The organism is Xanthomonas sp. BRIP62409 (assembly GCF_003992965.1).
GTDB classification, from domain to species: Bacteria; Pseudomonadota; Gammaproteobacteria; order Xanthomonadales; family Xanthomonadaceae; genus Xanthomonas; species Xanthomonas euroxanthea.
On the sequence record NZ_QEZJ01000011.1, the window covers coordinates 1 to 22,734 of the forward strand.

The following is a 22,734-nucleotide window of genomic DNA, read 5'->3' on the forward strand; positions in this document are numbered from 1 at the left end:
CCTTACCATGAGGCTTACACGGCCCAGCGATTGCCCCGTAGGAGCGTGCCTGCGCGCGCCGAGCGCGAAGGGCTGTCCCGGTAACGCCCGTCGCGCGCAGGCACGCTCCTACGGGGCAATCGCTGGGCCGTGTAAGCCTCATGGTAAGGAGGCCTGCAACATCACGACGGCGGCATCCCCCTCTACACCATGACGCCACGCCGTTGTAGGCGCGCGCCCGAGCGCGAGGGGCTGTCCCGGTAACGCCTGTCGCGCGCAGGCACGCTCCTACCGGGCAATCGCTGGGCCGTGTAAGCCTCCTGGTAAAGAGGCCTGCAACGTCACGACGGCGGCATCCCCCTCTGCACCATGACGCCACGCCGTTGTAGGAGCGCGCCTGAGCGCGAGGGGCTGTCCCGGTAACGCCTGTCGCGCGCAGGCACGCTCCTACGGGGCAATCACCTGGCCGCGGACAATGCCAGCCAGACGCACGCACCCGGGGACCGCTCTCGCGAATCCCCACTCCCGGCCCTCAGAATGCTTCGTTCCCCAGCCGCACCTCGACCCCCAGCAGCGAGGTCAGCGCCAGCATGGCGTCGTCGTCGCGGCTGAGGGCGATCCAGCCGGCATAGGCGTCGCCACCTGTGTTCCAGTTCCACAGCGAGTAGCCGTGCTCGCGCAGACGATCGTAGGCCACCGCCATCAGGTCCGGCACACTCAGATCGCTGGCAAACTCCTCGTCATCCAGGTCGCCACCCCAGTCGATGCGCAGGTTCCAGCGCGCGCTGAGTTCGTCGATGGCGGCAATGAACGCGTCGGTGTCCTTCCAGTCCACAAAGAAACCCGAGCGCCAGTCGATCGCATCCTTCAAGGCCCACAACCAGGCATCGTCGCCCTCGTCGTCATCCAGGTCGGCCTGCGCTTCGCGCCAGGTATCGAACTGACCCAATGCGGTGTCTTCGTCGCCGGGGTTGATCAGCACCAACAGATTCCACACCCGCGCCGGGTGGTCGTCGACATCGTCTTCGTCGCCCTCGGGCTGCAGGCCTTCGTCGTCTTCGTAGTCGGCGCTGTTATCGGGCATGGCGGTCTGGGTCCTCAGGAGTGCAGGCGTGAAGTGTGGAGGCCTGGCGGCGCGCACGCAAACCGCCCGGCGCATGCGCACGCAGTGCCGGGGCTGATCTTCGCAGCGCGGGCCCGTATCCTGTGCGGCCGAAGACGGCCATCCCGGCCGCCATGACGCCTTTCCCATGAGCGATACCCCTCCCGATCATCTGGCCATCGATGCACGCAGCCCGTTCCACGATGCCGACGCCCTCAACCGCGGCATCGGCGTGCGCTTCAACGGTGTCGAACGCGACAACGTGGAGGAGTATTCGGTCAGCGAAGGCTGGATCAAGGTGCAGGTCGGCAAGGCCCGCGACCGTCGCGGCAACCCGATGACGATGAAGATCAAGGGCGAGGTGGTGGCCTACTTCCTGGACACCAAGGGCGACGCCAAGCCTGCTGCCGAGTAAGCGCGGCTGACCAAACTACCTCACGCTGTTCCATTGCAGAGCTGCCGGGCGGCGAGTTTGCTGCGGGGCCCTTGCCCGCCCACCCTCGCAGGACACGCTGCAAGGACGTTCGTGTAGCAGCGATGACTGGCGCATTCGCAACTGATCTGCGACTTGGCTGCAGGGTCCTTGCCCGCCCGCCATCCCGGGACATGCCGCAAGTACGTCCATGCAGGCTCTTACGCGGCATCCATGCCGCGTAAGGTCCCGCCACGGTAGGCGCGCAAGGACCAGTCGCGATGGTCGGTGTTCATGGCTTTCAAACAACCAGCAGACTTTCTGGTGCGGTGTCCTCACCGGTTGCGGGACCGTGTGGCGGCATGGATGCCGCCACCGAGCCTACATGGATGGGTTTACGGCGTATCCCGCGAGCGGCGAGGGCACCGCGCACTCGACCCACTCCGCGATTGATCTGACTTCCGACGCGTTTGACCTGGACGTCCGACGGCATCCACCAGGATGCGGCCGACCAAACCACTGCATCCACCCCTCAGGCCTTGAGCCGGTAACCGCTGCGGAAGATTGCCGCCACCACGCCCAGGCACACCAGCAGGAACAGGAAGGTCATGCCGGTGCTCACTGCGATGTGCACGTCGGCCTTGCCGTAGAAACTCCAGCGGAACCCGCTGATCAGGTACACCACCGGATTGAACAAGGTGACCTTCTGCCACAGCGGCGGCAGCATGTTGATCGAGTAGAAACTGCCGCCCAGGAAGGTCAGCGGCGTCACCACCATCAGCGGGATCACCTGCAGCTTCTCGAAGCCGTCGGCCCAGATGCCGATGATGAAACCGAACAGGCTGAAGGTCAGTGCGGTGAGCACCAGAAAGCCCAGCATCCACACCGGGTGCGCGATCTGGTACGGCACGAACAGCCGCGCGGTGAGCAGGATCAGCAAGCCGAGCAACACCGACTTGGTCGCCGCCGCGCCCACATAGCCGATCACGATCTCCCACCACGCCACCGGCGCTGACAGCACCTCGTAGATGGTGCCGGCCCAGCGCGGCATGTAGATGCCGAACGAGGCATTGGAGATGCTCTCGTTGAGCAGCGACAGCATCACCAGCCCGGGGATGATGAAGGCGCCGTAGCTGATGCCGTCGATGTCGCCCATGCGCGAGCCGATCGCCGCGCCGAACACCACGAAATACAGCGAGGTCGACAACACCGGCGAGGCGATCGACTGGGTCAGCGTGCGGAAGGCGCGCGCCATTTCGAAGCGGTAGATCGCCGCGATCGCATGCCGGTTCATGCGCGCACCTCCACGTTGCGGGCGCCATGCACCAGGTTGACGAAGATCTCCTCCAGCGAGCTCTCGCTGGAATGCAGATCCTTGAAGTCGATGCCCTGCTCGTTGAGCCGGCGCAGCAATGCGCCGATGCCGGTCTGCTCGGCCTGGGTGTCGAAGGTGTAGACCAGGCTGTTGCCGTCGGCCGCCAGTTCCAGCGGCAGATCGCCCAGCGCGGCGGGGATGGCCTGCAGCGGCGCCTGCAGGCTCAGCGTGAGCTGCTTCTTGCCGAGCTTGCGCATCAGCGTGTGCTTGTCTTCCACCAGCACCAGCTCGCCGCGGTTGATCACCCCGACCCGGTCGGCCATGTCTTCGGCTTCCTCGATGTAATGGGTGGTCAGGATCACCGTGGTGCCCTGCTCGCGCAGCCGCCGCACCATCTGCCACATGTCGTGACGCAACTCCACGTCCACGCCGGCGGTGGGCTCGTCCAGGAACAGGATGCGCGGCTCGTGCGCCAGCGCCTTGGCAATCAAGACGCGCCGCTTCATGCCGCCGGACAGCGTGGAGATCTTGTTGTGGCGCTTGTCCCACAGCGAAAGTTCGCGCAGCACCGTTTCCAGATACGCCGTATTGGCCGGCTTGCCGAACAGGCCGCGGCTGAAGCGCACGGTGGCCCACACGGTTTCGAACGCGTCGGTGGCCAGCTCCTGCGGCACCAGGCCGATGCTGGCACGCGCGGCGCGGTAGTCGCGCACGATGTCGTGGCCGTCGGCCACCACGGTGCCGGTGCTGGGGTTGATCAGCCCGCAGATGATGCTGATCAGCGTGGTCTTGCCGGCGCCGTTGGGACCGAGCAGCGCGAAGATCTCGCCGCGCTGGATGTCCAGATCCACCTGCTTGAGCGCCTGGAAACCGCCGGCGTAGGTCTTGCTCAATCCCTGGATGGAAACGATGGGTGTCATGGGCTGTGCATGGCAACGATAAGCGCCACAGGTTAGGCCGCGTGCCGTGACGATGGGAGGGGGTCTGGTGGGATGGTGTCTCCCGACCCGTGGTTTGCCTGGTGCCTGGTGCCCGCTGCACACGGATAAGACCGGCAGGTTGCGCATTGCGTCGGCTCAAGGGCTGCGATGCTTACATCCTCGTGGCGCGCGCGGTGTCGTAGGAGCGCACCTGGGCGCGACGGGGCTGTCCAGAGAACGCCTCTCGCGCCCGGGTGCGCTCCTAGCGCAGCCGTAGTCATCGTCCTGGCCGCTGCGATTTCCGATTCCCGAGCCGGTACGCCTGGACGTGTGTCGGGACAGCCCGGTCGCGCCCTGGTGCGCTCCTACGATGGCCGTGGCCATTGCCTGGCTTTTGCGATTCCCGATTCCCGATTCCCGATTCCCGCGCGCGCAAGCGCGCTCAAGCGCGCTTGCGCGACTCGATCAGATCCAGGTTGCGCACCAGCCGGCGCGACAGGTCATCGGAAATCTCGCGGCGCCTGGCCAGCTTGAACAACTCGTTGCGCTCGGCCACCAGCGCGGCATGGCGGAACTGGCGCAGCGCCTGTTCGTAGGCACCGGCCTCTTCCGGATCGGTCTCGGCCATGTCCACCGCACCGAGCTTGCGTTGATAGCGCTGGCTGACCTGGTTGGCGGCGGCGTTGTAGCGCTCGGCATGCCGGCTGTCCTCCACCAGGCGCTGGCGCAGTTTTTCCACCGCCTCCAGCGCAGCCTGCGAGGCGGCCTTCACCGCCAGGTCTTCCTTGAGCTGTTCGTCTTCCTCTTCGGGCAGCTCCAGCCCGCGCAGCAGCCGCGGCAAGGCCACGCTGGCCACCAGCAACGACACCAGGATCACCGAGGCGGCCAGGAAGATCGCCAGCTGGCGCGCAGGAAACGGCGAGCCGTCTTCCAGCATCAACGGCAGCGTGAGCACGCCGGCCAGGGTGATCGCACCGCGCACGCCGGCCAGCGAGACCGCCACCACGATGCGCCACGGCGGGCTGACATGCTGCTCGCCGCGCCACTGCGCCTTGAAGATGTTCCAGCGCAGCGACAGGAAGACCCATACGAAGCGCAGCGCCATCAGGCTGGCGCTGATGGTGGCCACGTACACCGCCAGCCACCACGGATTGAGGTGCCCGGCTTCCTGCACGCTGCGCACCGCCCCGTCCAGGATGCCCGGCAACTGCTCGCCCAGCAGCACGAAGATGATGCCGTTGAAGGTGAACTGCACCGTGTCCCACACCGCCGAACGCTGCAGCCGCATGTTGCCCGGCGCGTTGCCGGCCATTTCCACGTAGCTCATGGTGACGCCAGCCGCCACTGCGGCCAGGATGCCGGAGGCATGGAAGGCCTCGGCCAGCAGATAGGCCGCGAACGGGGTCAGCAGATTGACCAGGATCGCCGAACCCGGCTCCTCGCCGAAGTGGCGCCAGATCCAGGCCTGGATGCGGCTCAGGCCGAAGGTGGTGGCCACGCCCAGCGCCAGCCCGGCCAAGGCCACCCACAGGAAGGTCAGCGAGGCGGTGGCGATCGAGAAGCTGCCGGTCAGCACCGCGGCCACCGCAAACTGGAAGCACACCAGCCCGGAGGCATCGTTGAGCAGCGACTCGCCTTCCAGGATGTGCATCAGCCGCTTGGGGATCGGCACCTTGGAGGCGATCGAGGACACCGCCACCGGATCGGTCGGCGAGATGATCGCCGCCAGCGCGAAGGCCACCGCCAGCGGCATCGCCGGGATCAGCCAATGGATCAGCAGGCCCGCGCCGACCACGGTGAACACCACCAGCCCCAGCGCCAGCTCGAGGATGGCGGCCTTGTCGCGGAACAGGCCTTGTTTGGGAATGCGCCAGCCATCCAGAAACAGCAGCGGCGGCAGGAACAGCAGGAAGAACAGCTCCGGTTCCAGCTCATGCCCGGCATCGAACACACCCGAGACCACCGCGCCAAGCGCAATCTGGACCAACGGCAGGGGCAAGGAGAACGGCAGGATGCGGATCAGATAACCGCTGGCCGCGACCGCCAGCAACATGGCGAGGACGACATCGATCGAATGCATGGAAAACCCGGAAGAAAAAACAGTGCGCGTGCGGCAACGCAGAGTGCAACGCACCACCACGTGCCAACGGAAACATACCGGTTTGCACCCGGCGATGAAACCTCTGTGCCCCCTGACTGGCGCGCCACAGGCTGCGGCAGAGCTGCCATGCGCCCGTGTCGATGCCACGCGGTTGCCCATCCGTATGGCGCTGGCGCCGTTGGATACGCCAGCGGATGGACGCCGGCCCGATGGTGCGGCAGTACCCTGCCCAGGCCCACGGCCTGACCCGATGGTCGGCCGCTGCAACGCCAGCAACGGCAACACTGCCGACCACGCACACCGCCTGCGAAAAGCGCAGTTGCTGCGTTAGCCGCCTTGCAGGCAGCTCACCGGCGACAACGCGATCAGGCGTGGCGAACGTGCTTCTTCGCATGCAGCGTCGATTGCCGCGTGGTCTCGACCGCGACGATGAAGGTTGCTTCCTGCAGTGTCAGCCTGGAAGCGAGGTGACTCCCCATCACCTCGACCACCCTGGGCTTCTGCCTGAAGGCATACGGCCACTGCGCACCGACCATCTGCTGGCCGATCGTCTTGCCGCTGGCATCTTCCACGAGCGTGAGGTGCACCGGGTAGTTGCCTGCGCCGCCATTGTCGGCATCGTCGGCATCGACCACCTCGATGTGGGCCCGCGAAAACGCGTGCCGTCGATTTTCCGCGTCATGCATCTACGAGCTTTGTGCGTGAGTCGAATTTTCCGCTTCATGCATCTAAGACCTTGTGCGTGATTCGGTGCGCCATGTCGCCCGCGAATGCGGATGCCGGACAGCGACTTTCAACACCATGATCTGCATCCGCCCCCAACAAGGATGGCCGCCGTTGGCGCGAGGCTACACGGCGCAAGTGCGACGTCGCGCGCAGGAGCGTGCCCTGAATGCTGTATCGCGCACGCCTGTGTAAACACGGCGTGATGCATCCGCGCTGCATCCACCCGCGTATCTGAGCACACGATTGCCAACCGGGCAGTCGCCTACCCAAAGGATCGATGCCTCATGAAGACCTCATTCCAGTCGCTTGCCGTCGCCACTGCCATCGCCCTGACCAGCGCAATGGCCCCCGCCTACGCCGCATCGAACCCGACCGTGGGCGGTGCGCCGATGCTGGTGACCAAGGACATTGTCGACAATGCCGTCAACTCCAAGGACCACACCACCCTGGTCGCCGCGGTCAAGGCCGCCGGCCTGGTCGACACGCTGAAGGGGCCGGGCCCGTTCACCGTCTTTGCCCCGACCAATGCCGCATTCGCCGCACTGCCGGCCGGCACGGTGGACACCCTGCTCAAGCCCGAATCCAAGCCCACGCTGACCAAGGTGCTGACCTACCACGTGGTACCGGGCAAGGTCGACGCTGCCTCGTTGATCGCCAAGATCAAGGCCGGTGGTGGGAGCGCGACGCTGACCACCGTGCAGGGCGAGGCACTGACCGCCAAGCTCAACGGCAAGAAGGTCACCATCACCGATGCCAAGGGCAACACCGCCAACGTCACCATTGCCGATGTCATGCAGAGCAATGGCGTGATCCATGTGGTCGATAAGGTGTTGATGCCGTAACTGGGTCTTGCTGTGAAGCAGGCGGTTGCATGCACATGCCTCCCTCGGCGGAACGCAGCCACGTTCCGTCGGTGGATCGACAACGATTTGCGCAAGCCGGCGGTTTAAGCGTGGAGATGAGGCATGACAAGCACTCCGGTAAGCGCGGACGGTGCGCTCGACGCCGGGCGTTCCGGCGGTGCATGCCGATTTCGCACACTGGCCGCACCTGCCTGACGGCCATGTAGCAGTCCTTACGGGCCGCTCTTGCTTGACGTGTTTGGCTACGCTGGCGTTGCACTACAACGCCAGCGCATCAGCTGCACGTTACAACGTGCAGACATTGTTCAATTGCGAATCCGCGTGTGCCTGGAAACAGGGTCCAGGCAGCGCCACCACACCGCGAAGCGGCGGTGAGGACCACTGGCTCGCCAGTGGCCCACTTGGTGTCATCATTCTCCGACACCGTGCGCGTGCACTTGCACGCGCATTTTTATGTCCGCGCCGCGCGCGCTGCAGCGCTCGGTGCATCCAGCAACTGGCGCAGGTCGGCGACAAATCCGCGGTAGCCGTCCTCGCGCGCGGCCTCCGAGCCCTGCCGCAAGACCCATGAGGGATGCACGGTGGTCAGCACCGGCGTGCCGTCGTCCAGCCGCAGCCACTGGCCACGCTGCTGCATCAGGCGGAAGCTGTTTCCCAACACCGCCTGTGCGGCGGTCGCACCCAGGCACACGATCTGTGCCGGACGCAGCTGCGCGCGCTCGGCCTGCAACCAGCCACTGCAGGCCTGCACATGCGAGCGTTCCGGGTTGCGATGCAGACGCCGCTTGCCACGTTGCTCGAAACGGAAATGCTTGACCGCATTGGTCACGTAGACCGTGGTGCGATCGAGACCGATCTCGTCCAGTGCCCTATTGAACAAACGCCCGGCCGGCCCGACGAACGGACGCCCGCTCAGATCCTCTTCGTCGCCGGGCTGCTCGCCGATCACCATCACCGACGCATCGCTCGGCCCCTCGCCGAACACCGTCTGCGTTGCCGGTTGCCATAATGCGCAGCGCCGGCAATCGCGCGCGGCCACGCGCAACTGCGCCAGGCTTTGCGTGGCCACTTCCGGGATCGGCGTTGGCGCTACCGGCACGCGCCGCCGCACCGGCTCGGGCGCACGCTCGGCCATCTCGCGCACGCGCACGCCGGCCTCGCGGATCAGCTCCGGCAGCAAGCGCGCCTCGGGCAGGTTCTTCCAGTATTTCTGCGGCATTTCCTGCCGCATCATGGTCGGGTTGAGCCGCGCCGGATTGAAGATATGCGCGTAGTAGGTGCGCCAGAGCGTCTCCTGCGCATCGTCGGCCGGCACCTGGGTACGCACGGCGCCCTCGCCGAACGTCAATGCCTCGCCATCCCAGCGCACGCTGCGATACGGGGTGAGGATCGCCCAGCGCATGCCGGCGAAGCGGCGCGCGAAAAACGGCCCCACCCGGTCCACGATCCAGTGCTCGGGCTCGAACCACGCCACGAAGTCTTCCTCTTCCACCGGCAAACGCCGAAAGCGCACGAACGCCTTCATCTTGTGGGTGTCGCGCTGCACCGCCTTTTGCCACTGCGTCACCCGATGCACATCGACATCGGTGGCCCGCTCCAGCAGCGCGCGCTCTCCGCTCGCCACCCGCCACAACAAGCGGTACAGCACCGCATGGCGCTGCGGATCGCGATGACACAGCACTGCCCCCGCCATCTGCAGGAACGCGGCCGACACCCGCGGCGGCGCAACCACGGCCGGCAGATCCAGCAGCCCCTGCCCCATCAACAGGCCGCCCTGCGCTCCGCCATTCCACGCGATGGAGTCCGGCTCCACCTGCGCGCACCACCCCGCCCGCGCCAGCGCACGCCATGCGTCAAGGCTCCAGCCCGGCGCAACGTCAGCGTTGAACATCGCGGTGGTCGGGATTGGGGATTGAGGGATTGGGGATTGGCAACAGCGTCGTGTTCCTGGGTAAGCACTGGTGCTGGGTGGCGCCTTTGCGCTTGATGCCATCCTTATCCGCCCTTCGGGCGCCTTGGCCGGCAACAGGGGAGAAGCCAGCCGAAGCGGCGATACGCCGAACGCTGGCGGAGAGCTGCGATCTCAATCGAACAGACTCGCCTGCCTGGGCGCTGGCGCCAGTTGCGCGCGCAAGCGTACCGGATCGTCCAGGCGCTGGCGCGGATGATGGTCCAGCACACTCACGAACGGCAGCAGCTTCTTCATCGGCACCCGCAACCGCGCCAGATCGCCCACCCGCAGGCGCGCATGCCGGCGCGACAACAGCAGCCGGTCCACGTTGCGGGTGCCCAGGCCTGGCACCCGCAGCAGCATCTCGCGCGGCGCCACGTTCAGGTCCACCGGAAAGCGCTCGGGATTGCGCAGCGCCCAGGCCAGCTTCGGGTCCACGTCCAGGTCGAGCATGCCGCTGGACTGGGTTGGCGCGATTTCCTCCACGCTGAATTCGTAGAAGCGCAGCAGCCAGTCGGCCTGATACAGCCGGTGCTCGCGCTGCAGCGGCGGCGCCTGCAACGGCAGTTTGGACGAGGCATCCGGGATCGGGCTGAAGGCCGAGTAATACACCCGACGCATCCGGTAGTTGCCGTAGAGATTGTGGCTGGTGTCCAGGATGCTGCGGTCGTTGGCATCGTCGGCGCCGACGATCATCTGCGTGCTCTGCCCGGCCGGCGCAAAGCGCGGCGGCTTGGCACGGCGCACCTTTTCGGCCTTGCGCTCCAGCTGGTTTTCTTCGATGCGCCAGCGCAACTCGCCCATGGCCGAACGGATGCCGCCGACGCTTTTTTCCGGCGCCAGCAGCGTCAACCCCTGCTCGGTCGGCAGTTCCACGTTGATGCTCAGGCGGTCGGCATAGCGGCCGGCGGCAGCCAGCAGGTCGGGCGCGGCATCGGGAATGGTCTTGAGGTGGATGTAGCCGGCGAAGTGATGCACCTCGCGCAGCTGCCGCGCCACTTCCACCAGCTGCTCCATCGTGTAGTCGGAGTTGCGGATGATGCCGCTGGACAGGAACAGGCCTTCGATGTAATTGCGCTTGTAGAAGTCCAGCGTCAGCGTGACCACTTCTTCCGGCGTGAAGCGCGCCCGGCGCACGTTGCTGGAGACACGGTTGACGCAATACGCGCAATCGAACACGCAGAAGTTGGTGAGCAGGATCTTCAACAGCGACACGCAGCGGCCGTCGGGTGTGTACGAGTGGCAGATCCCCATGCCCTCGGTGCTGCCGACCCCGCCGGTCCCGAGCGAATTGCGCTTGTTCGCGCCACTGGAGGCGCAGGACGCGTCGTATTTGGCCGCATCGGCCAGGACTGCGAGTTTGTCGAGGATTTTCACGCGAGCAGCATGTCGCGCTGCAGTCTCAGCCTGTGAGACTGCAGCGCGCGTCATCGTGAATGCTTCAGAGCGCTGCGCTGCCGATGCTTATCGGCACCATACCTGGTGGTGGCTGCAGTGCCGGCGGTTGCGCGGTGCCCCGTGGCCGCCGGTCCGGCGCGCTGCCTGCACCGTAGACAATGACCACGGTGCAGGCGTGCCGCGCTCGCCACGGCTCAGGCGACGACCGGGCCCGCACACGCGATCAGCATGGATCGCCATCGAACCGGTAGATATCCATCGCCAGAAACCCCGCATCGATGCCGGCATCGATGCGCTGTGCGCCGAGCCGGTCCCCGCCGGCCGCGCCCATCGCCACGTACAGCGGCAACAGGTGCTCGTCGGTGGGATGCGCGCGCGCGGCGTGCGGCGCCTGCCGGCGATAGTCCAGCAGCGCGGCGATGTCGTCCTGGACCAGCTTGCGCTCGGTCCACTCGATGAAGGGCCGCACATACGGCGCCTCGCGCTCGGCGCTGTAACCGTGGCGGAAGTCGTGCAGGTTATGGGTGATGCTGCCGGAGCCGACCACCAGCACGCCGTCCTCGCGCAGCGGTGCCAGCGCGCGGCCGACCGCAAACTGGTGCGCCGGCCCCAGCTCGGGCTGGATCGACACCGACACCACCGGAATCCCGGCGGCCGGATACAGCAGGCGCAGCGGCACCCACACGCCATGATCGAAGCCGCGCTGCGGGTCCAGGTGCGGATGCAGGCCGGCCTGCTCCAGCCGGCGCACGATCTGCTGCGCCAGCGCCGGCTCGCCGGGTGCGGGATACTCCAGTTCGTACAGCGGTGCCGGAAAACCGCCGAAGTCATGGATGGTCGGCGGCTGCAGCGCGCCACTGACCAGCGGGCGGCGGCCCAGCCAATGCGCGGACGCCACGACGATCGCGCGCGGCTGCGGCAAGGTCTGCGCAAGCTCGGCCAGGCGCTCGCCGACCTGCCCCGGCTGCAAGGCGGTCATCGGCGATCCGTGCGAGATGTACAGGGAAGGCAAACGGCTCATGGCGCACTCCTCGGAAGAACGATCATCAGCCTCGACGCGCCGGCTTCAGCGCCCACGCGCCCTCGCCAAGCAGCGATTGCACGACCAGCAACACCGCCCACAGCGCCGGGTATTCCCAGCCGCCGCCCGGATTGGAGAAGCCGAAGCCATTGCCGCCATGCACGCTGATGATGGTGCCCAGCAGCAGCGGCACCCCCAGCAGCCCGACCCAGCGTGCGTAGATGCCCAGCAGCATGGACAGGCCCAGGCCGAGCTCCAGCGCGATGGTGAGGTAGGCCAGCGCGCCCGGCAGGCCGAGCGACTGGAAATAGGCCACGGTGCCGGCCGGGGTGAACACCAGCAACTTGATTAGGCCATGCACCAGAAACAGCGCGCCCAGACTGATGCGCAGCAAGGCCGCGCCATAGGCGGCGGTACGCGGGGAAGCGAGGGAGGTGGACATTGGACGGACTCCAGTGAGGACCTGCACAGCGTATTGCTTACAAATTTCTGATAAATAGCTTCACTTCGGATAATTTATTGCACTCAAGGCAACAATCGGATACCGATGGATACCCTCGATGCGATGCGCGTGTTTGCAGCGGTAGCCGAACGCAGCGGCTTCAGCGCCGCCGCCGATGCGCTGGACCGTTCCACCGCCAGCGTGACCCGGCAGGTCGCCGCGCTCGAGCAACGGCTGGGCACGCGCCTGCTCAACCGCACCACCCGGCGGGTCAGCCTGACCAGTGCCGGCACTGCGTACTACCAGCGCTGTCTGCAACTGCTGGCCGACCTGGACGATCTGGAGGCCACGGTCGGCGCGCAGGCACTGGAGCCGGCCGGCGTGCTGCGCGTCAACGCGCCGGTGAGTTACGGCATCGAGCGCCTGGCCGCGCTGCTGCCGGACTTCTGCGCGCGCTACCCGCAGGTGGAACTGGACCTGTCGCTGTCGGACCGGCTGGTCGACATGGTCGAGGAAGGCTTCGATGTGGCCATCCGCATCACCCGCCAGCCGGCGCCGACCTTGATCGCCCGGCGCCTGGGCACGGTCCGCCTGGTGCCCTGCGCGGCGCCGGCCTACCTGGCTCGTGCCGGCACCCCGATGCATCCGTCCGACCTGGCCGGCCACGACTGCCTGCTGTACCACTACTCGCCCAACGGCGACGAGGTGCGCTTCCATGGGCCCGAGGGCGATAGCGAGGTGCGCCTCCACGGCAACCTGCGTGCCAACAACGGGCATGTGCTGAGCGCGGCGGCGGTGGCCGGCCTGGGCATCGCGATGCAGCCGGACTTCCTGGCCGACGAGCACCTGGCCGCCGGCCGGCTGGTGCGCATCCTTCCGCAGTACGCGCTGGGGGAGATCGGCATCTTTGCCGTCTATACCAGCCGCAGCCACCTGGCCCCGAAGGTGCGCAGCTTCATCGATTACCTGATCGAGCGCATGGGCGATGCCGGGCGCTGATGAGCCCGGCAACAGTACGTCCCGTCGATGGTCATTAACCTGACACGGCATGTGTGGTCACAATCGGCTCCCCCCCGACCACAGGACTGCGCATGAGCAAGATCGCCATCATCTATTTCAGCGGCTACGGCCACACCACCAAGCTGGCCGAAGCCGTGCATGCCGGCGCCGCCAGTGTCGGCGAGGCCACGCTGTACCGCATCGACCAGGACGGCAACCTGCCCGACGACGCCTGGGAGGCGATCGGCGCCGCCGACGCCATCATCTACGGCAGCCCCACCTACATGGGCGGGCCGGCGTGGCAGTTCAAGAAGTTTGCCGACGCCAGCTCCAAGCCGTGGTTTGCGCAGGCCTGGAAGGACAAGATCGCAGCCGGCTTCACCAACTCGGCCTCGGTGAACGGCGACAAGTACGCCACCATCCAGTATTTCTGGACCTTGTCGCAGCAGCACGGCCAGGTCTGGGTCGGTACCGGTCTGCTGCCGGCCAACACCAAGGCGCACGGTCCTCAGGACATCAACTGGACCGCCGGCTCGGCAGGCGCACTGGCGATCTCGCCCTCCGATGCCTCGCCGGAAGAAGCGCCACGCAGCGGCGATCTGGAAACCGCCAAGTTGCTCGGCAAGCGCGTGGCCGAGTTCGCCGGCAAGCTCAAGGGCTGACGCGGCAGCTGGTAGCGTCCGCGTCACGACACCCGTGCATGGCAGTGGGCCCTGGTCTGCTGACAGGTGCGGGTTGTTGGGTCGGTCGCGCGCGTTCGGGTGCGTGATGTCGGGCCCCATGCCTGCCTGCTCGCGCATCATCGCCCGGGCCACATCGCGCTAACGCACGCCGCTGCATCCTTCCCCCTGCCTTCCTTGCCGCACGGAGTTTTCTCCACCATGCAAACCCGCACGCTTGGCCGTTCCGGCCCCACCGTTTCTGCGCTCGGCCTCGGTTGCATGGGCATGAGCGCGTTCTACGGCAATCGCAGCGACGAGGCCGCCTCGATCGCGGTGATCCACCGCGCCCTCGATCACGGCGTCAGCCTGCTCGACACCGCCGACATGTACGGCCCGCACACCAACGAAATCCTGGTCGGCAAGGCCATCGCCGCGCGCCGGCACGAGGTGTTCCTGGCCACCAAATTCGGCATCAAGCTCGATCCCAACGACCCGTCGGTGCGCGGCATCGATGGCAGCCCGGACTATGTGCAAACGGCCTGCGAAGCCAGCCTGCGCCGCCTGGGCGTGGAGCATATCGACCTGTACTACCAGCACCGCGTGGATCCCAACGTGCCGATCGAAGACACGGTGGGTGCGATGTCGCGCCTGGTCGAACAAGGCAAGGTGCGTTTCCTCGGGCTGTCGGAAGCCGCCGCAGCCACCATCCGCCGCGCGCATGCGGTGCATCCCATCACTGCGGTGCAGACCGAATATTCGCTGTGGTCGCGCGAGCCCGAGGACAATGGCGTCTTCGAAACCGTGCGCGAGCTGGGGATCGGATTCGTTCCGTATTCGCCGCTGGGTCGCGGTTTCCTGACTGGCGCATTCGCCTCTCCCGACGACTTCGACGCCGACGATTACCGTCGCCATTCGCCGCGTTTCCAGGGCGAGAACTTCACCCGCAACCTGCAACTGGTGGAGCAGGTCAAGGCGATCGCCGCCGACAAGGGCATCACGCCGGGGCAGCTGGCGCTGGCCTGGGTGTTGGCGCAGGGCCAGGACCTGGTGCCGATCCCGGGCACCAAGCGGCTGGCCTACCTGGAAGAAAACCTTGGCGCGCTCGACGTGGCGCTGATGCCGGACGAGCTCGCACGCATCGATGCGATCTTCCCGCTGCAGGCCGCGTCCGGGACGCGTTATCCGGAAGCGATGATGGGCGCGCTCAGCCGCTGAGCGGTGCGCGTGGAAGCGCACGCCGCCGCGGTGGCCCGGCGATGGCGTGCGCTCACGCCATCGCACCGGCATGGCTCGCACACTGGGCCTCACCGCCATCCAAGCGACACGTCCTGCCATGCTGTCCTTCGTAATCCCCGCCCATGACGAGGCCGCACTGATCGGCCAGACGCTGCAGTGCCTGCACGCCTGTGCGCAGACTCTGCAGCTGGACTACGAGGTGATCGTGGTGGCCGATGCCTGCGAGGACGCCACCGCTGCCATCGCGCGTGCGGCCGGTGCGCAGGTGCTGGAGGTGCAATTGCGCCATATCGCCGCCACCCGCAATGCCGGCGCGCAGCAGGCGCGAGGCGATCGCCTGCTGTTTCTGGATGCCGACACGCTGGTGAACCCGCAGGTGGTCGGCGCCGCGCTGGCGGCGCTGGATGCCGGCGCCGTCGGCGGCGGCGCGCAGGTGCATCTGCAGGGCAGGCGCGTGTGGTTCGAGCGCATGGCGCAGGCGATCTTCGGCGGGTTGTTCCGTCTCGGCGGCATCGCACCGGGCTGCTTCCTGTTCTGCACGCGCGCCGCATTCGTCAGCGCCGGCGGCTTCGATACGCGTTACTACGCCGGCGAAGACGTGGCATTGAGCCGCGCGCTGGCACGCTGCGGGCGGTTCGTGATCCTGCGCCAGACCGTGCACACCTCCGACCGCAAGCTGCGCAGCTTTTCCAAGCGCGAGCACCTGGGCCTGCTGTTGCGCTTCCTGTGGCGTGGGCGAGGCATGCTGCAGACCCGCGATTCCCTGGGCTTCTGGTACCAGCGCCGGCGCTGAACCGCGCGTGTCCGCAGGGCGGCCACGGCGGCGGCGCGCTGCCTTGCGTGGGGACGTGGCGACGGTGGCAATTTACACTGGTATGTCTGTTTTTCGTTTCCGAGTTGCACCGCATGGCTCTTCTGCACCGTCCTGTCCTGATCGCTGCCCTGTCGGCTGCCCTGCTGAGCACCGCCGCGTGCCACCGCGATGGCGCCTCACCGGCAACGACGACGCACGCCAAGGCCACGCCCACCACGCCCAAGCTGGGTGATTTCGGTTTCGATGCGGCGGGCATGGACCGCAGCGTGGCGGCGGGCGACGACTTCTTCAGCTACGCCAGCGGCAACTGGGTCAAGACCACCCAGATCCCGGACGACCGCTCCAGCTTCAACAGCTTCGTCGGCATCGCGATCGAAACCGAGCAGCACAGCCGCGACATCATCGAAGGCGCCGCTGCCAACGACCGCGTCACCGGCGAGGACAAGCAGATCGGCGATTACTACGCCGCCTACATGGATGAAGCCGGGATCGAGACCAAGGGCGTGCGCCCGGTGCAACCGGAACTGGACGCCATCGCGCAGCTGGACGACAAACAGGCGCTGGCGCGCACCCTGGGCGGCCAGCTGCGCGCCGATGTGGATCTGCTCAACTCCACCAACTTTTATACCGACCGGCTGTTCGGCCTGTGGATCTCGCAGGATCTGCATCACCCCGGCCGCTACGTGCCGTATCTGGTGCAGGGCGGCCTGGGCATGCCGGACCGCAGCTTCTATCTGGACGACGGGCGCATGACGCAGATGCGCGAGGCCTACCGCGCGCACATCGTCAAGCTGCTGGAGCTGGCCGGCATCGCCGACGCGCCAGCCAGGGCCGAGCGCATCCTCGCACTGGAAACCGCGATGGCGCGCGTGCACGCCACCGCCGAACAGACCAACAACGTGCAGGCCGGCGCCAATGCCTGGAAACAGGCCGATTTCGCGCGTAATGCGCCGGGCCTGGATTGGGCGCCGTTCTTCGAAGCGGCCGGCCTGAAGGCGCAGCAGGATTTCATCGTCTGGCAGCCCGGTGCGGTGACCGGCCTGTCGGCGCTGGTGCGCTCCGAGCCCCTGCAGACCTGGAAGGATTACCTGAGCTTTCGCGCCCTGGACCGCGCCTCGCCGTACCTGTCCAAGGCCTTCGCCGACGAACGCTTTGCGTTCTACGGCACCACGCTGGAAGGCACGCCGCAACAACGCCAGCGCTGGAAGCGCGGCATCGACGCCACCAACGCAGCCTTGGGCGAAGCGGTGGGCCAGCGCTACGTGCAGAAGTACGTCAGTGCCCAGACCAAGACCCGTGCCGAGGAGATGGTCAAGAACATCGTCACCGCCTTCGGCAAGCGCATCGACGCGCTGGCGTGGATGAGTCCGGAAACCAAGCAGCATGCCAAGGCCAAGATTGCCGGGCTGACCGTGGCGGTGGGTTATCCGGAGACCTGGCGCGACTACAGCGGGCTGGACGTGCGCCGCGACGATGCGCTGGGCAATGTGCAGCGCTCGGAGCTGTTCGAGTACCGGCGCAATCTGGCCAAGCTGGGCAAGGCCGTGGATCACCGCGAGTGGTATCTGCTTCCGCAGGAAGTCAACGCACTGAACGTGCCGCTGGAAAACCGCCTGCTGTTTCCGGCGGCGATCCTGCAGCCGCCGTTCTTCGACCCGGCAGCCGACGATGCGGTGAACTACGGCGCCATCGGCGCGGTGATCGGCCACGAGATCAGCCACAGCTTCGACAACATGGGCGCGCAGTTCGACGAACATGGCGAGCTGCACAACTGGTGGACGCCGCAGGACCTGAAAAAATTCGCAGCCGCCGGCGATGCGCTCGCAGCGCAGTTCAGCGCCTACAAGCCGTTCGACGATCTGAACGTCAACGGCAAGCTGACGCTGGGCGAGAACATCGCCGATGTGGCCGGCCTGGCGACCGCCTACGACGCCTATCAGCTGTCGCTGCAGGGCAAGCAGCCGCAGACCATCGACGGGTTCAGTCCGGACCAGCGCTTCTTCCTGGGCTTTGCGCAGGCCTGGCGCGGCAAGTACCGCGACGCGGCGCTACGCAACGCCGTGCTCACCGACGTGCACGCACCCGGACGCTTCCGCGCGCAGACCGTGCGCAACCTCGATGCCTGGTATCCGGCATTCAATGTGCAGCCGGGCCAGCAGTTGTATCTGCCGCCCGAGCAGCGGGTGCGGATCTGGTAGCAGACCGGCCCCTCACCCCTCGGGGGAGTGCATGGGGCGAGGGTACGGCCACACGGCGCACCATCCTCCGCATGACGCCATTGCCTTGCACTCCAGGCAGGCACCCGCACTCACCGCTGCCCGGGCCACTCCAGCAACATCGCCTGCGGCAGCTGCATGCGGCGGCACGCGCGTGCGGACAGCCCATCGCGTAGTGCGGTACGGAACAGCGGCGACAGACTGCGCAGCAACCGCGCCGACGCATGTGCCTGTGCGCGCTGGGTAGTGGTGCGGCCGAGCATGTCGCTGGCCCAGCCTGGCAACAGGGCGGTACCGGCACCGAGGAACACGCCGCGCGACAGCCCGGCCGCCGGCACCGGCAACTGGATGCTGGTGAGGATGTCGAGCACCTCGCGCGAGCGCGTGTCCATGCGCAGCTGCCCGCGCACGGTGGCGAAATAGGCATCGACCTGCGCCTCGCTGGCGGGTACATCGGCCGCGCCCAGCGCTTCGGCGACACGTCGCGCTTCGTCGTAGTAGCGGTCGGCGATGCTTGCCGGCACGTCGCGGCAATAACGTCGGCAGCCCTGCAGAAAACCGTAGGCCTCGGTGACGTGCACCCAGGTCAGCAACTGCGGGTCGTTGGCGTCGTAGGGCACGCCGTCGGCGGTGTGGCCGTGGATATGCGCATGGATGCTGCGCACGCGGGCGATCAACTGCTCGGCTTCGGCGCGCGGGGCATAGGTGGTGCCGGCAACGAAGTTGGTGGTGCGCCGCAGCCGCCCGATCAGGTCGGCGCGGAAGTTGGAATGGTCGTAGACCCCGGCCAGCGCGCGTGGATGCAGCAACTGCAGCATCAAGGCGCACAATCCGCCGGACAACATGCCGGGAAATTCCGAATGCACCCGCCAGGTGACGCTGTCGGGCCCGAAGATGCCGGGATCGCCGAGGGGCTGGTCGTAGTCGATGGAGCTCTGGCCACGCGGGAACGCGCCCAGCACCCAGCGATGGATCTGTCGGGCGGCAGGGGCAGTGAGGGTACGCAGGACGGCTGACATGCATGCGAGCATACCCAGCCCGCTGCAAGACCGCGTCGTGGCCTTAAGGGGCTGGGATTGGGGATTCGGGATTCGGGATTGGTGAAAGGCGGCTCTGTGTTCGCTGCTCGTCTCCATGCGCATCGACCGTCTCGACGGGTGCGCGCCCGCCTGTCGCCGGGCCCTGCGCGGCAGGGATGCTTGCACGGCGCTCACGCGATCTGCACGCCGGAATCGATTGCGCGCCGGTCGCACCCGCCTCGATTACGGATGCACGCACGCAAGCGCGAGTGTGCAGTGCAGCAAGAATGGCCACGCACTGGCGCTGCAGTCGTCCGGCAAACGCTGCGAAGCGCCTGAATACCGCGATTTGTGCGCAGGTGCGCAGGATTGGCCGCTCATCGGATCGCGGCAGGCATTGCCATGCACAGCGAAAGTGCTAGAACTAGGGCCGTCCGAGCGCCGGCCTGCATCACTGCCAGCCATTGCCCGGCCGCTCCAGGGCACCGGCGCTTTGCCGGGTGCAGCAAGTCGTTCGTACCAGCCATCCGTCAGGAGCTTGTCATGATCGCTTTGTTCCAGGGTTTGGGCCTGCTGTTGCAGGACAACGCACTCCATCGACTCCCCTTCGACGAGCAGGTCGCGCACTGGCGCGAGAAAACCGACGACCAGCTCGACCAGGAGCTCAATCTGCTCAAGGTGGCCAAGAAACAATGGGTGATCGCCTCGATCATCGGCTGGCAGGCGATCTCGCTGGTGTTGCTGGGCGTGATCACCCATCAGCTGTGGCAGAACGACTACCACCTCACCTTCAGCCGCGTGGTGATCATCTTCACCTCGTGGGCCTCGATCCTGTTCGTCATGTGGTACATCGCCGATCTGTTCGATCACAGCGCCGGTTTCGAACGCTGGCTGCGCGCCTTCAACAGCCGCGCGCGGCTCACCCCGGACGCCGACTCGGTCGAGTGCGTGGCCGATGCGCTGGACATGACCCGTCGCTACCCGGAAGTGCTGCGCTACAAGCAGGAAGTCAGTTCCAGGCGCGAATTGCGCCACGAGGACATCGTCAACATGCGCGAGATGGGGCGGCTGCGTCGCTACACCGAGTTGCTACGTGATCTGGACCGCTTCGATGGTGCGCCACGCCTGGTGACCAATACCAATACCCATAGCGCAGCGGCGACACTGGCGTAGCGGTCAAGCGATGGATGCGGTGGTTGCCGCAGGGCATCGGCAATGCGGCGCGCCGAGCGAAAACAGGCGGATTGATCGGCCCGATCTGATCGCTCCAGGGCGTGCGCTGCCAAGGCAGTGCCAATCGCTGCACCGGCGTGCGTAGCGACCAACAAGAACGGCCGGTGCAGCGCACCGGCCGTCGTCGTTTGCGGCGCCTGGAGACCGCGCCCGGTCGATCCGTTGTCAGCAAGCAGGCGCTTACGCCTGCGCGACGGCCTTCTCCACCGACGGCGTGCGCCAACCGCTGCGCACACCCCAGAGGTAGAACACCGCGCCGACCACCGCGACCACGGCCAGATCGGTACCGTAGCTGAGGTAGCCATGCCCGCCGAAGTCGCTGCTGCCGGCCCAGGACAGCAACGCGATCGTCGGCAGGTAGCAGATCATCCAGGCCGCGCCCTTGAGGTTGCGCCCGAGATCCGGCCAGCCCTGCTTGGCCTGGTAGTAGCAGTACACCGGCAGCGCCACGACCATCAGCAGGATGATCTCGCCGGTCAGCGGCCAGCGCGCCCAGTACAGCAGCTCGGTGGCCATCACGAAGGCCACGCCGGCCAGCACCGGCAGCGCGGCGATGCGCAGCGGGCGGTGCAGTTCGGGCGCATGACGACGCAGCGCCATCGCGCTGATCGGGCCGGTGAGGTAGGAGATGATCGTCGCCACCGAGATCACCGCCGCCAGCGTGCCCCAGCCGCGGAAGAAGAACAGGAACACGAACGACACCGCCAGGTTGAAGAACATCGCCATGCGCGGCACGCCCCAGACCGGGTGCAGCTTGCCCAGCACCGACGGCATGGTGCCGTTCTTTTCCATGCCGTAGACCATGCGCGCGGTGGTGGCGGTATAGGTGATGCCGGTGCCGCTGGGGCTGACGAACGCATCGATGTACAGCAGCATCGCCAGCCAATGCAGGTTGACGATGATGGCCAGCTCGGCGAACGGCGAGCGGAAGTCGATGCCGTGCCAGCCGGCCTTGGCCAGCAGGTCCGGCGGCACCGCGCCGATGTAGGCCACCTGCAGGATCACGTAGACCACCGTGGCCAGCGCGATCGAGCCCAGCACCGCGAACGGAATGCTGCGCCCCGGGTTGCGCGCTTCACCGGCCAGGTTCACCGGGCTCTGGAAGCCGTTGAAGCTGAAGACGATGCCGGCGGTAGCCACCGCGGTGAGCACCGCGGCCAGGTCGATGACATGCGCATCGCCGTGGATGCCGACGCTGAAGTTCTCGCTGTGGAAGCCGCTGGCGATCAGGGCCACGCCGGTCGCCGCCGGCACCACCAGCTTGAACACGGTGATCAGGGTATTGGAGCGCGCGAACAGCTTGACGCTCCAGAAATTGAGGAAGAAATACACCAGCACCAGCACCGCCGAGATCAGCAGGCCGGGCACCGACAACTCCCCCGCCCCGCCGGGTGCCTGCACATACAGGCCCTGCGCCCAGGCCCATGGCCAGGAGGCCATGTACTGCACCGAGGCCTCGGCCTCGACCGGGATCACCGAGACGATCGCGATCCAGTTGGCCCAGCCGGCGATGAAGCCCACCAGTGAGCCGTGCGAGTAATGGCTGTAGCGCACCATGCCGCCGGACTCGGGGAACATCGCACCCAGTTCGGCGTAGGACAGCGCGATGGTGGTGATGATCGCCGCGCCCAGGATCCAGGCCCAGATCGCACCGGGGCCGGCCAGGCCAGCGGCGCGCCAGGCGCCGAACAGCCAGCCGGAACCGATGATCGAGCCCAGGCCGGTAAGCATGAGGGCGAAGGGGCCAACGTCGCGGCGTAGCGATTGTTCGGACATGAGAGCCTGACTGTGAGGACGCCGTGAACCGGCAACAAGCCGGCAATGATCGCAGAAGCGGCCGCTGATCGTCAGTGCGTATTCAGGCTTGGGTCCGGTTGCGGCCTGCCTCACGACAGGGATGAAGCGTCGTTGCGCCAGTTCCGGCGTCAGACGCCTGGCTCAGCCATGGCAATCGGCGCCGGGCGCGCTGGTATCCACGCAGGTGCGCGCCTGACGCGGGATGCCGTGCAGCTCGCGCACCTGCCCGGGTGCCAGCGCAAAGCTGTCCAGGGTCCTGCGTGCGCAGGCCGGCGTGCCCGCAGCCTGCCCGGCGGCAGACGCAGCGCAGTGGTCCTCGTAGACCAGGTAATGGCAGCGGCCGCTGCTGCTGGCCAGGCAGTGCACATTGAGATCGGTGGCAGTGGCCAGGGTCTTGCTGAACAGCACGTCCTGGCCGTTGCTGGTGGCGCGGGTGATGGAGGTGGTGCCGTTGCGGTCGTGGCAACCGGCCAATGCCAGCAGGCAATACACAAGGGAGGCGATCAGGCGCATATCAGCAATCCTTTC

General features: G+C 66.8%; 20 protein-coding genes. 8 read left to right on the top strand and 12 right to left on the bottom strand.

All coding sequences use genetic code 11. The features are described 5' to 3' along the window. Window positions 1-511 precede the first annotated feature (511 nt). Window positions 512-1,063, bottom strand: a complete 552-nt coding sequence (locus EO170_RS01905; protein ID WP_104583213.1) for a hypothetical protein — start codon at window positions 1,061-1,063, stop codon at window positions 512-514. Window positions 1,064-1,229: 166 nt separating this feature from the next. On the opposite strand from EO170_RS01905, the gene EO170_RS01910 reads away from it, so the two are divergent. After that, window positions 1,230-1,496, top strand: coding sequence for a DUF3297 family protein (locus EO170_RS01910; protein WP_104650193.1), 267 nt, complete (start codon window positions 1,230-1,232; stop codon window positions 1,494-1,496). Between the two features lie 529 nt (window positions 1,497-2,025). On the opposite strand, the gene EO170_RS01920 is transcribed toward EO170_RS01910, so the two are convergent. The 4 genes from EO170_RS01920 to EO170_RS01935 all read right to left on the bottom strand — a co-directional run bounded on the left by EO170_RS01920 (window position 2,026) and on the right by EO170_RS01935 (window position 6,515). After that, window positions 2,026-2,787, bottom strand: coding sequence for an ABC transporter permease (locus EO170_RS01920; protein ID WP_126942126.1), 762 nt, complete (start codon window positions 2,785-2,787; stop codon window positions 2,026-2,028). Next, on the bottom strand, window positions 2,784-3,728 hold the full coding sequence (locus tag EO170_RS01925) for an ABC transporter ATP-binding protein (RefSeq protein ID WP_126942129.1): 945 nt from the start codon (window positions 3,726-3,728) through the stop codon (window positions 2,784-2,786). Before EO170_RS01925 ends, EO170_RS01920 begins: the two co-directional genes overlap by 4 nt. 442 nt (window positions 3,729-4,170) lie before the next feature. Continuing rightward, the gene (locus EO170_RS01930) at window positions 4,171-5,808 is read right to left on the bottom strand and encodes a Na+/H+ antiporter (RefSeq protein ID WP_104583208.1); all 1,638 of its coding nucleotides are present in this window, start codon (window positions 5,806-5,808) and stop codon (window positions 4,171-4,173) included. A 386-nt stretch (window positions 5,809-6,194) separates the two neighbouring features. Further along, complete coding sequence (locus EO170_RS01935) at window positions 6,195-6,515, bottom strand: hypothetical protein (RefSeq protein WP_206513969.1); 321 nt, start codon at window positions 6,513-6,515, stop codon at window positions 6,195-6,197. 324 nt (window positions 6,516-6,839) lie between these two features. Here EO170_RS01935 and EO170_RS01940 point away from each other — a divergent pair, with 324 nt between their 5' ends. Then, window positions 6,840-7,397 (top strand): fasciclin domain-containing protein, encoded by a 558-nt coding sequence (locus EO170_RS01940; RefSeq protein ID WP_164739931.1) that lies wholly within the window; start codon window positions 6,840-6,842, stop codon window positions 7,395-7,397. A gap of 472 nt (window positions 7,398-7,869) precedes the next feature. Here the strand turns inward: EO170_RS01940 and EO170_RS01945 are convergent, their stop codons facing one another. The 4 genes from EO170_RS01945 to EO170_RS01960 form a co-directional block, all read right to left on the bottom strand. Then, window positions 7,870-9,309, bottom strand: coding sequence for a UdgX family uracil-DNA binding protein (locus tag EO170_RS01945; RefSeq protein ID WP_126942132.1), 1,440 nt, complete (start codon window positions 9,307-9,309; stop codon window positions 7,870-7,872). A gap of 192 nt (window positions 9,310-9,501) precedes the next feature. Then, on the bottom strand, window positions 9,502-10,746 hold the full coding sequence (locus EO170_RS01950; RefSeq protein ID WP_104650190.1) for a putative DNA modification/repair radical SAM protein: 1,245 nt from the start codon (window positions 10,744-10,746) through the stop codon (window positions 9,502-9,504). Between the two features lie 244 nt (window positions 10,747-10,990). Further along, window positions 10,991-11,788 (bottom strand): class III extradiol ring-cleavage dioxygenase, encoded by a 798-nt coding sequence (locus EO170_RS01955; protein ID WP_126942135.1) that lies wholly within the window; start codon window positions 11,786-11,788, stop codon window positions 10,991-10,993. Between the two features lie 25 nt (window positions 11,789-11,813). Further along, a complete protein-coding gene (locus EO170_RS01960) occupies window positions 11,814-12,230 on the bottom strand; it encodes a DoxX family protein (RefSeq protein WP_104650188.1) in 417 nt (138 codons plus the stop codon). A gap of 105 nt (window positions 12,231-12,335) precedes the next feature. On the opposite strand from EO170_RS01960, the gene EO170_RS01965 reads away from it, so the two are divergent. The 5 genes from EO170_RS01965 to EO170_RS01985 all read left to right on the top strand — a co-directional run bounded on the left by EO170_RS01965 (window position 12,336) and on the right by EO170_RS01985 (window position 18,139). Further along, window positions 12,336-13,229 carry a LysR family transcriptional regulator gene (locus EO170_RS01965; protein ID WP_126942138.1) on the top strand — a complete coding sequence of 298 codons (894 nt, stop codon included), beginning with the start codon at window positions 12,336-12,338 and terminating at the stop codon, window positions 13,227-13,229. A 92-nt stretch (window positions 13,230-13,321) separates the two neighbouring features. After that, window positions 13,322-13,891, top strand: a complete 570-nt coding sequence (locus tag EO170_RS01970; protein ID WP_104583203.1) for a flavodoxin family protein — start codon at window positions 13,322-13,324, stop codon at window positions 13,889-13,891. A 219-nt stretch (window positions 13,892-14,110) separates the two neighbouring features. After that, a complete protein-coding gene (locus tag EO170_RS01975) occupies window positions 14,111-15,106 on the top strand; it encodes an aldo/keto reductase (RefSeq protein ID WP_104583202.1) in 996 nt (331 codons plus the stop codon). A gap of 118 nt (window positions 15,107-15,224) precedes the next feature. Then, a complete protein-coding gene (locus EO170_RS01980) occupies window positions 15,225-15,920 on the top strand; it encodes a glycosyltransferase (protein ID WP_126942141.1) in 696 nt (231 codons plus the stop codon). A gap of 149 nt (window positions 15,921-16,069) precedes the next feature. After that, the gene (locus tag EO170_RS01985) at window positions 16,070-18,139 is read left to right on the top strand and encodes a M13 family metallopeptidase (protein WP_164740883.1); all 2,070 of its coding nucleotides are present in this window, start codon (window positions 16,070-16,072) and stop codon (window positions 18,137-18,139) included. A 110-nt stretch (window positions 18,140-18,249) separates the two neighbouring features. Here the strand turns inward: EO170_RS01985 and EO170_RS01990 are convergent, their stop codons facing one another. Next, window positions 18,250-19,176 carry an oxygenase MpaB family protein gene (locus tag EO170_RS01990; protein ID WP_104583318.1) on the bottom strand — a complete coding sequence of 309 codons (927 nt, stop codon included), beginning with the start codon at window positions 19,174-19,176 and terminating at the stop codon, window positions 18,250-18,252. A gap of 543 nt (window positions 19,177-19,719) precedes the next feature. Here EO170_RS01990 and EO170_RS01995 point away from each other — a divergent pair. Then, complete coding sequence (locus EO170_RS01995; RefSeq protein WP_208411946.1) at window positions 19,720-20,349, top strand: hypothetical protein; 630 nt, start codon at window positions 19,720-19,722, stop codon at window positions 20,347-20,349. Window positions 20,350-20,589: 240 nt separating this feature from the next. Here EO170_RS01995 and EO170_RS02000 read toward each other — a convergent pair whose 3' ends face one another. Together EO170_RS02000 and EO170_RS02005 are read right to left on the bottom strand one after the other, a co-directional pair. Further along, window positions 20,590-22,185, bottom strand: coding sequence for an APC family permease (locus EO170_RS02000; protein ID WP_104583200.1), 1,596 nt, complete (start codon window positions 22,183-22,185; stop codon window positions 20,590-20,592). A 162-nt stretch (window positions 22,186-22,347) separates the two neighbouring features. Continuing rightward, a complete protein-coding gene (locus EO170_RS02005) occupies window positions 22,348-22,719 on the bottom strand; it encodes a hypothetical protein (RefSeq protein ID WP_119128265.1) in 372 nt (123 codons plus the stop codon). Window positions 22,720-22,734 lie beyond the last annotated feature (15 nt).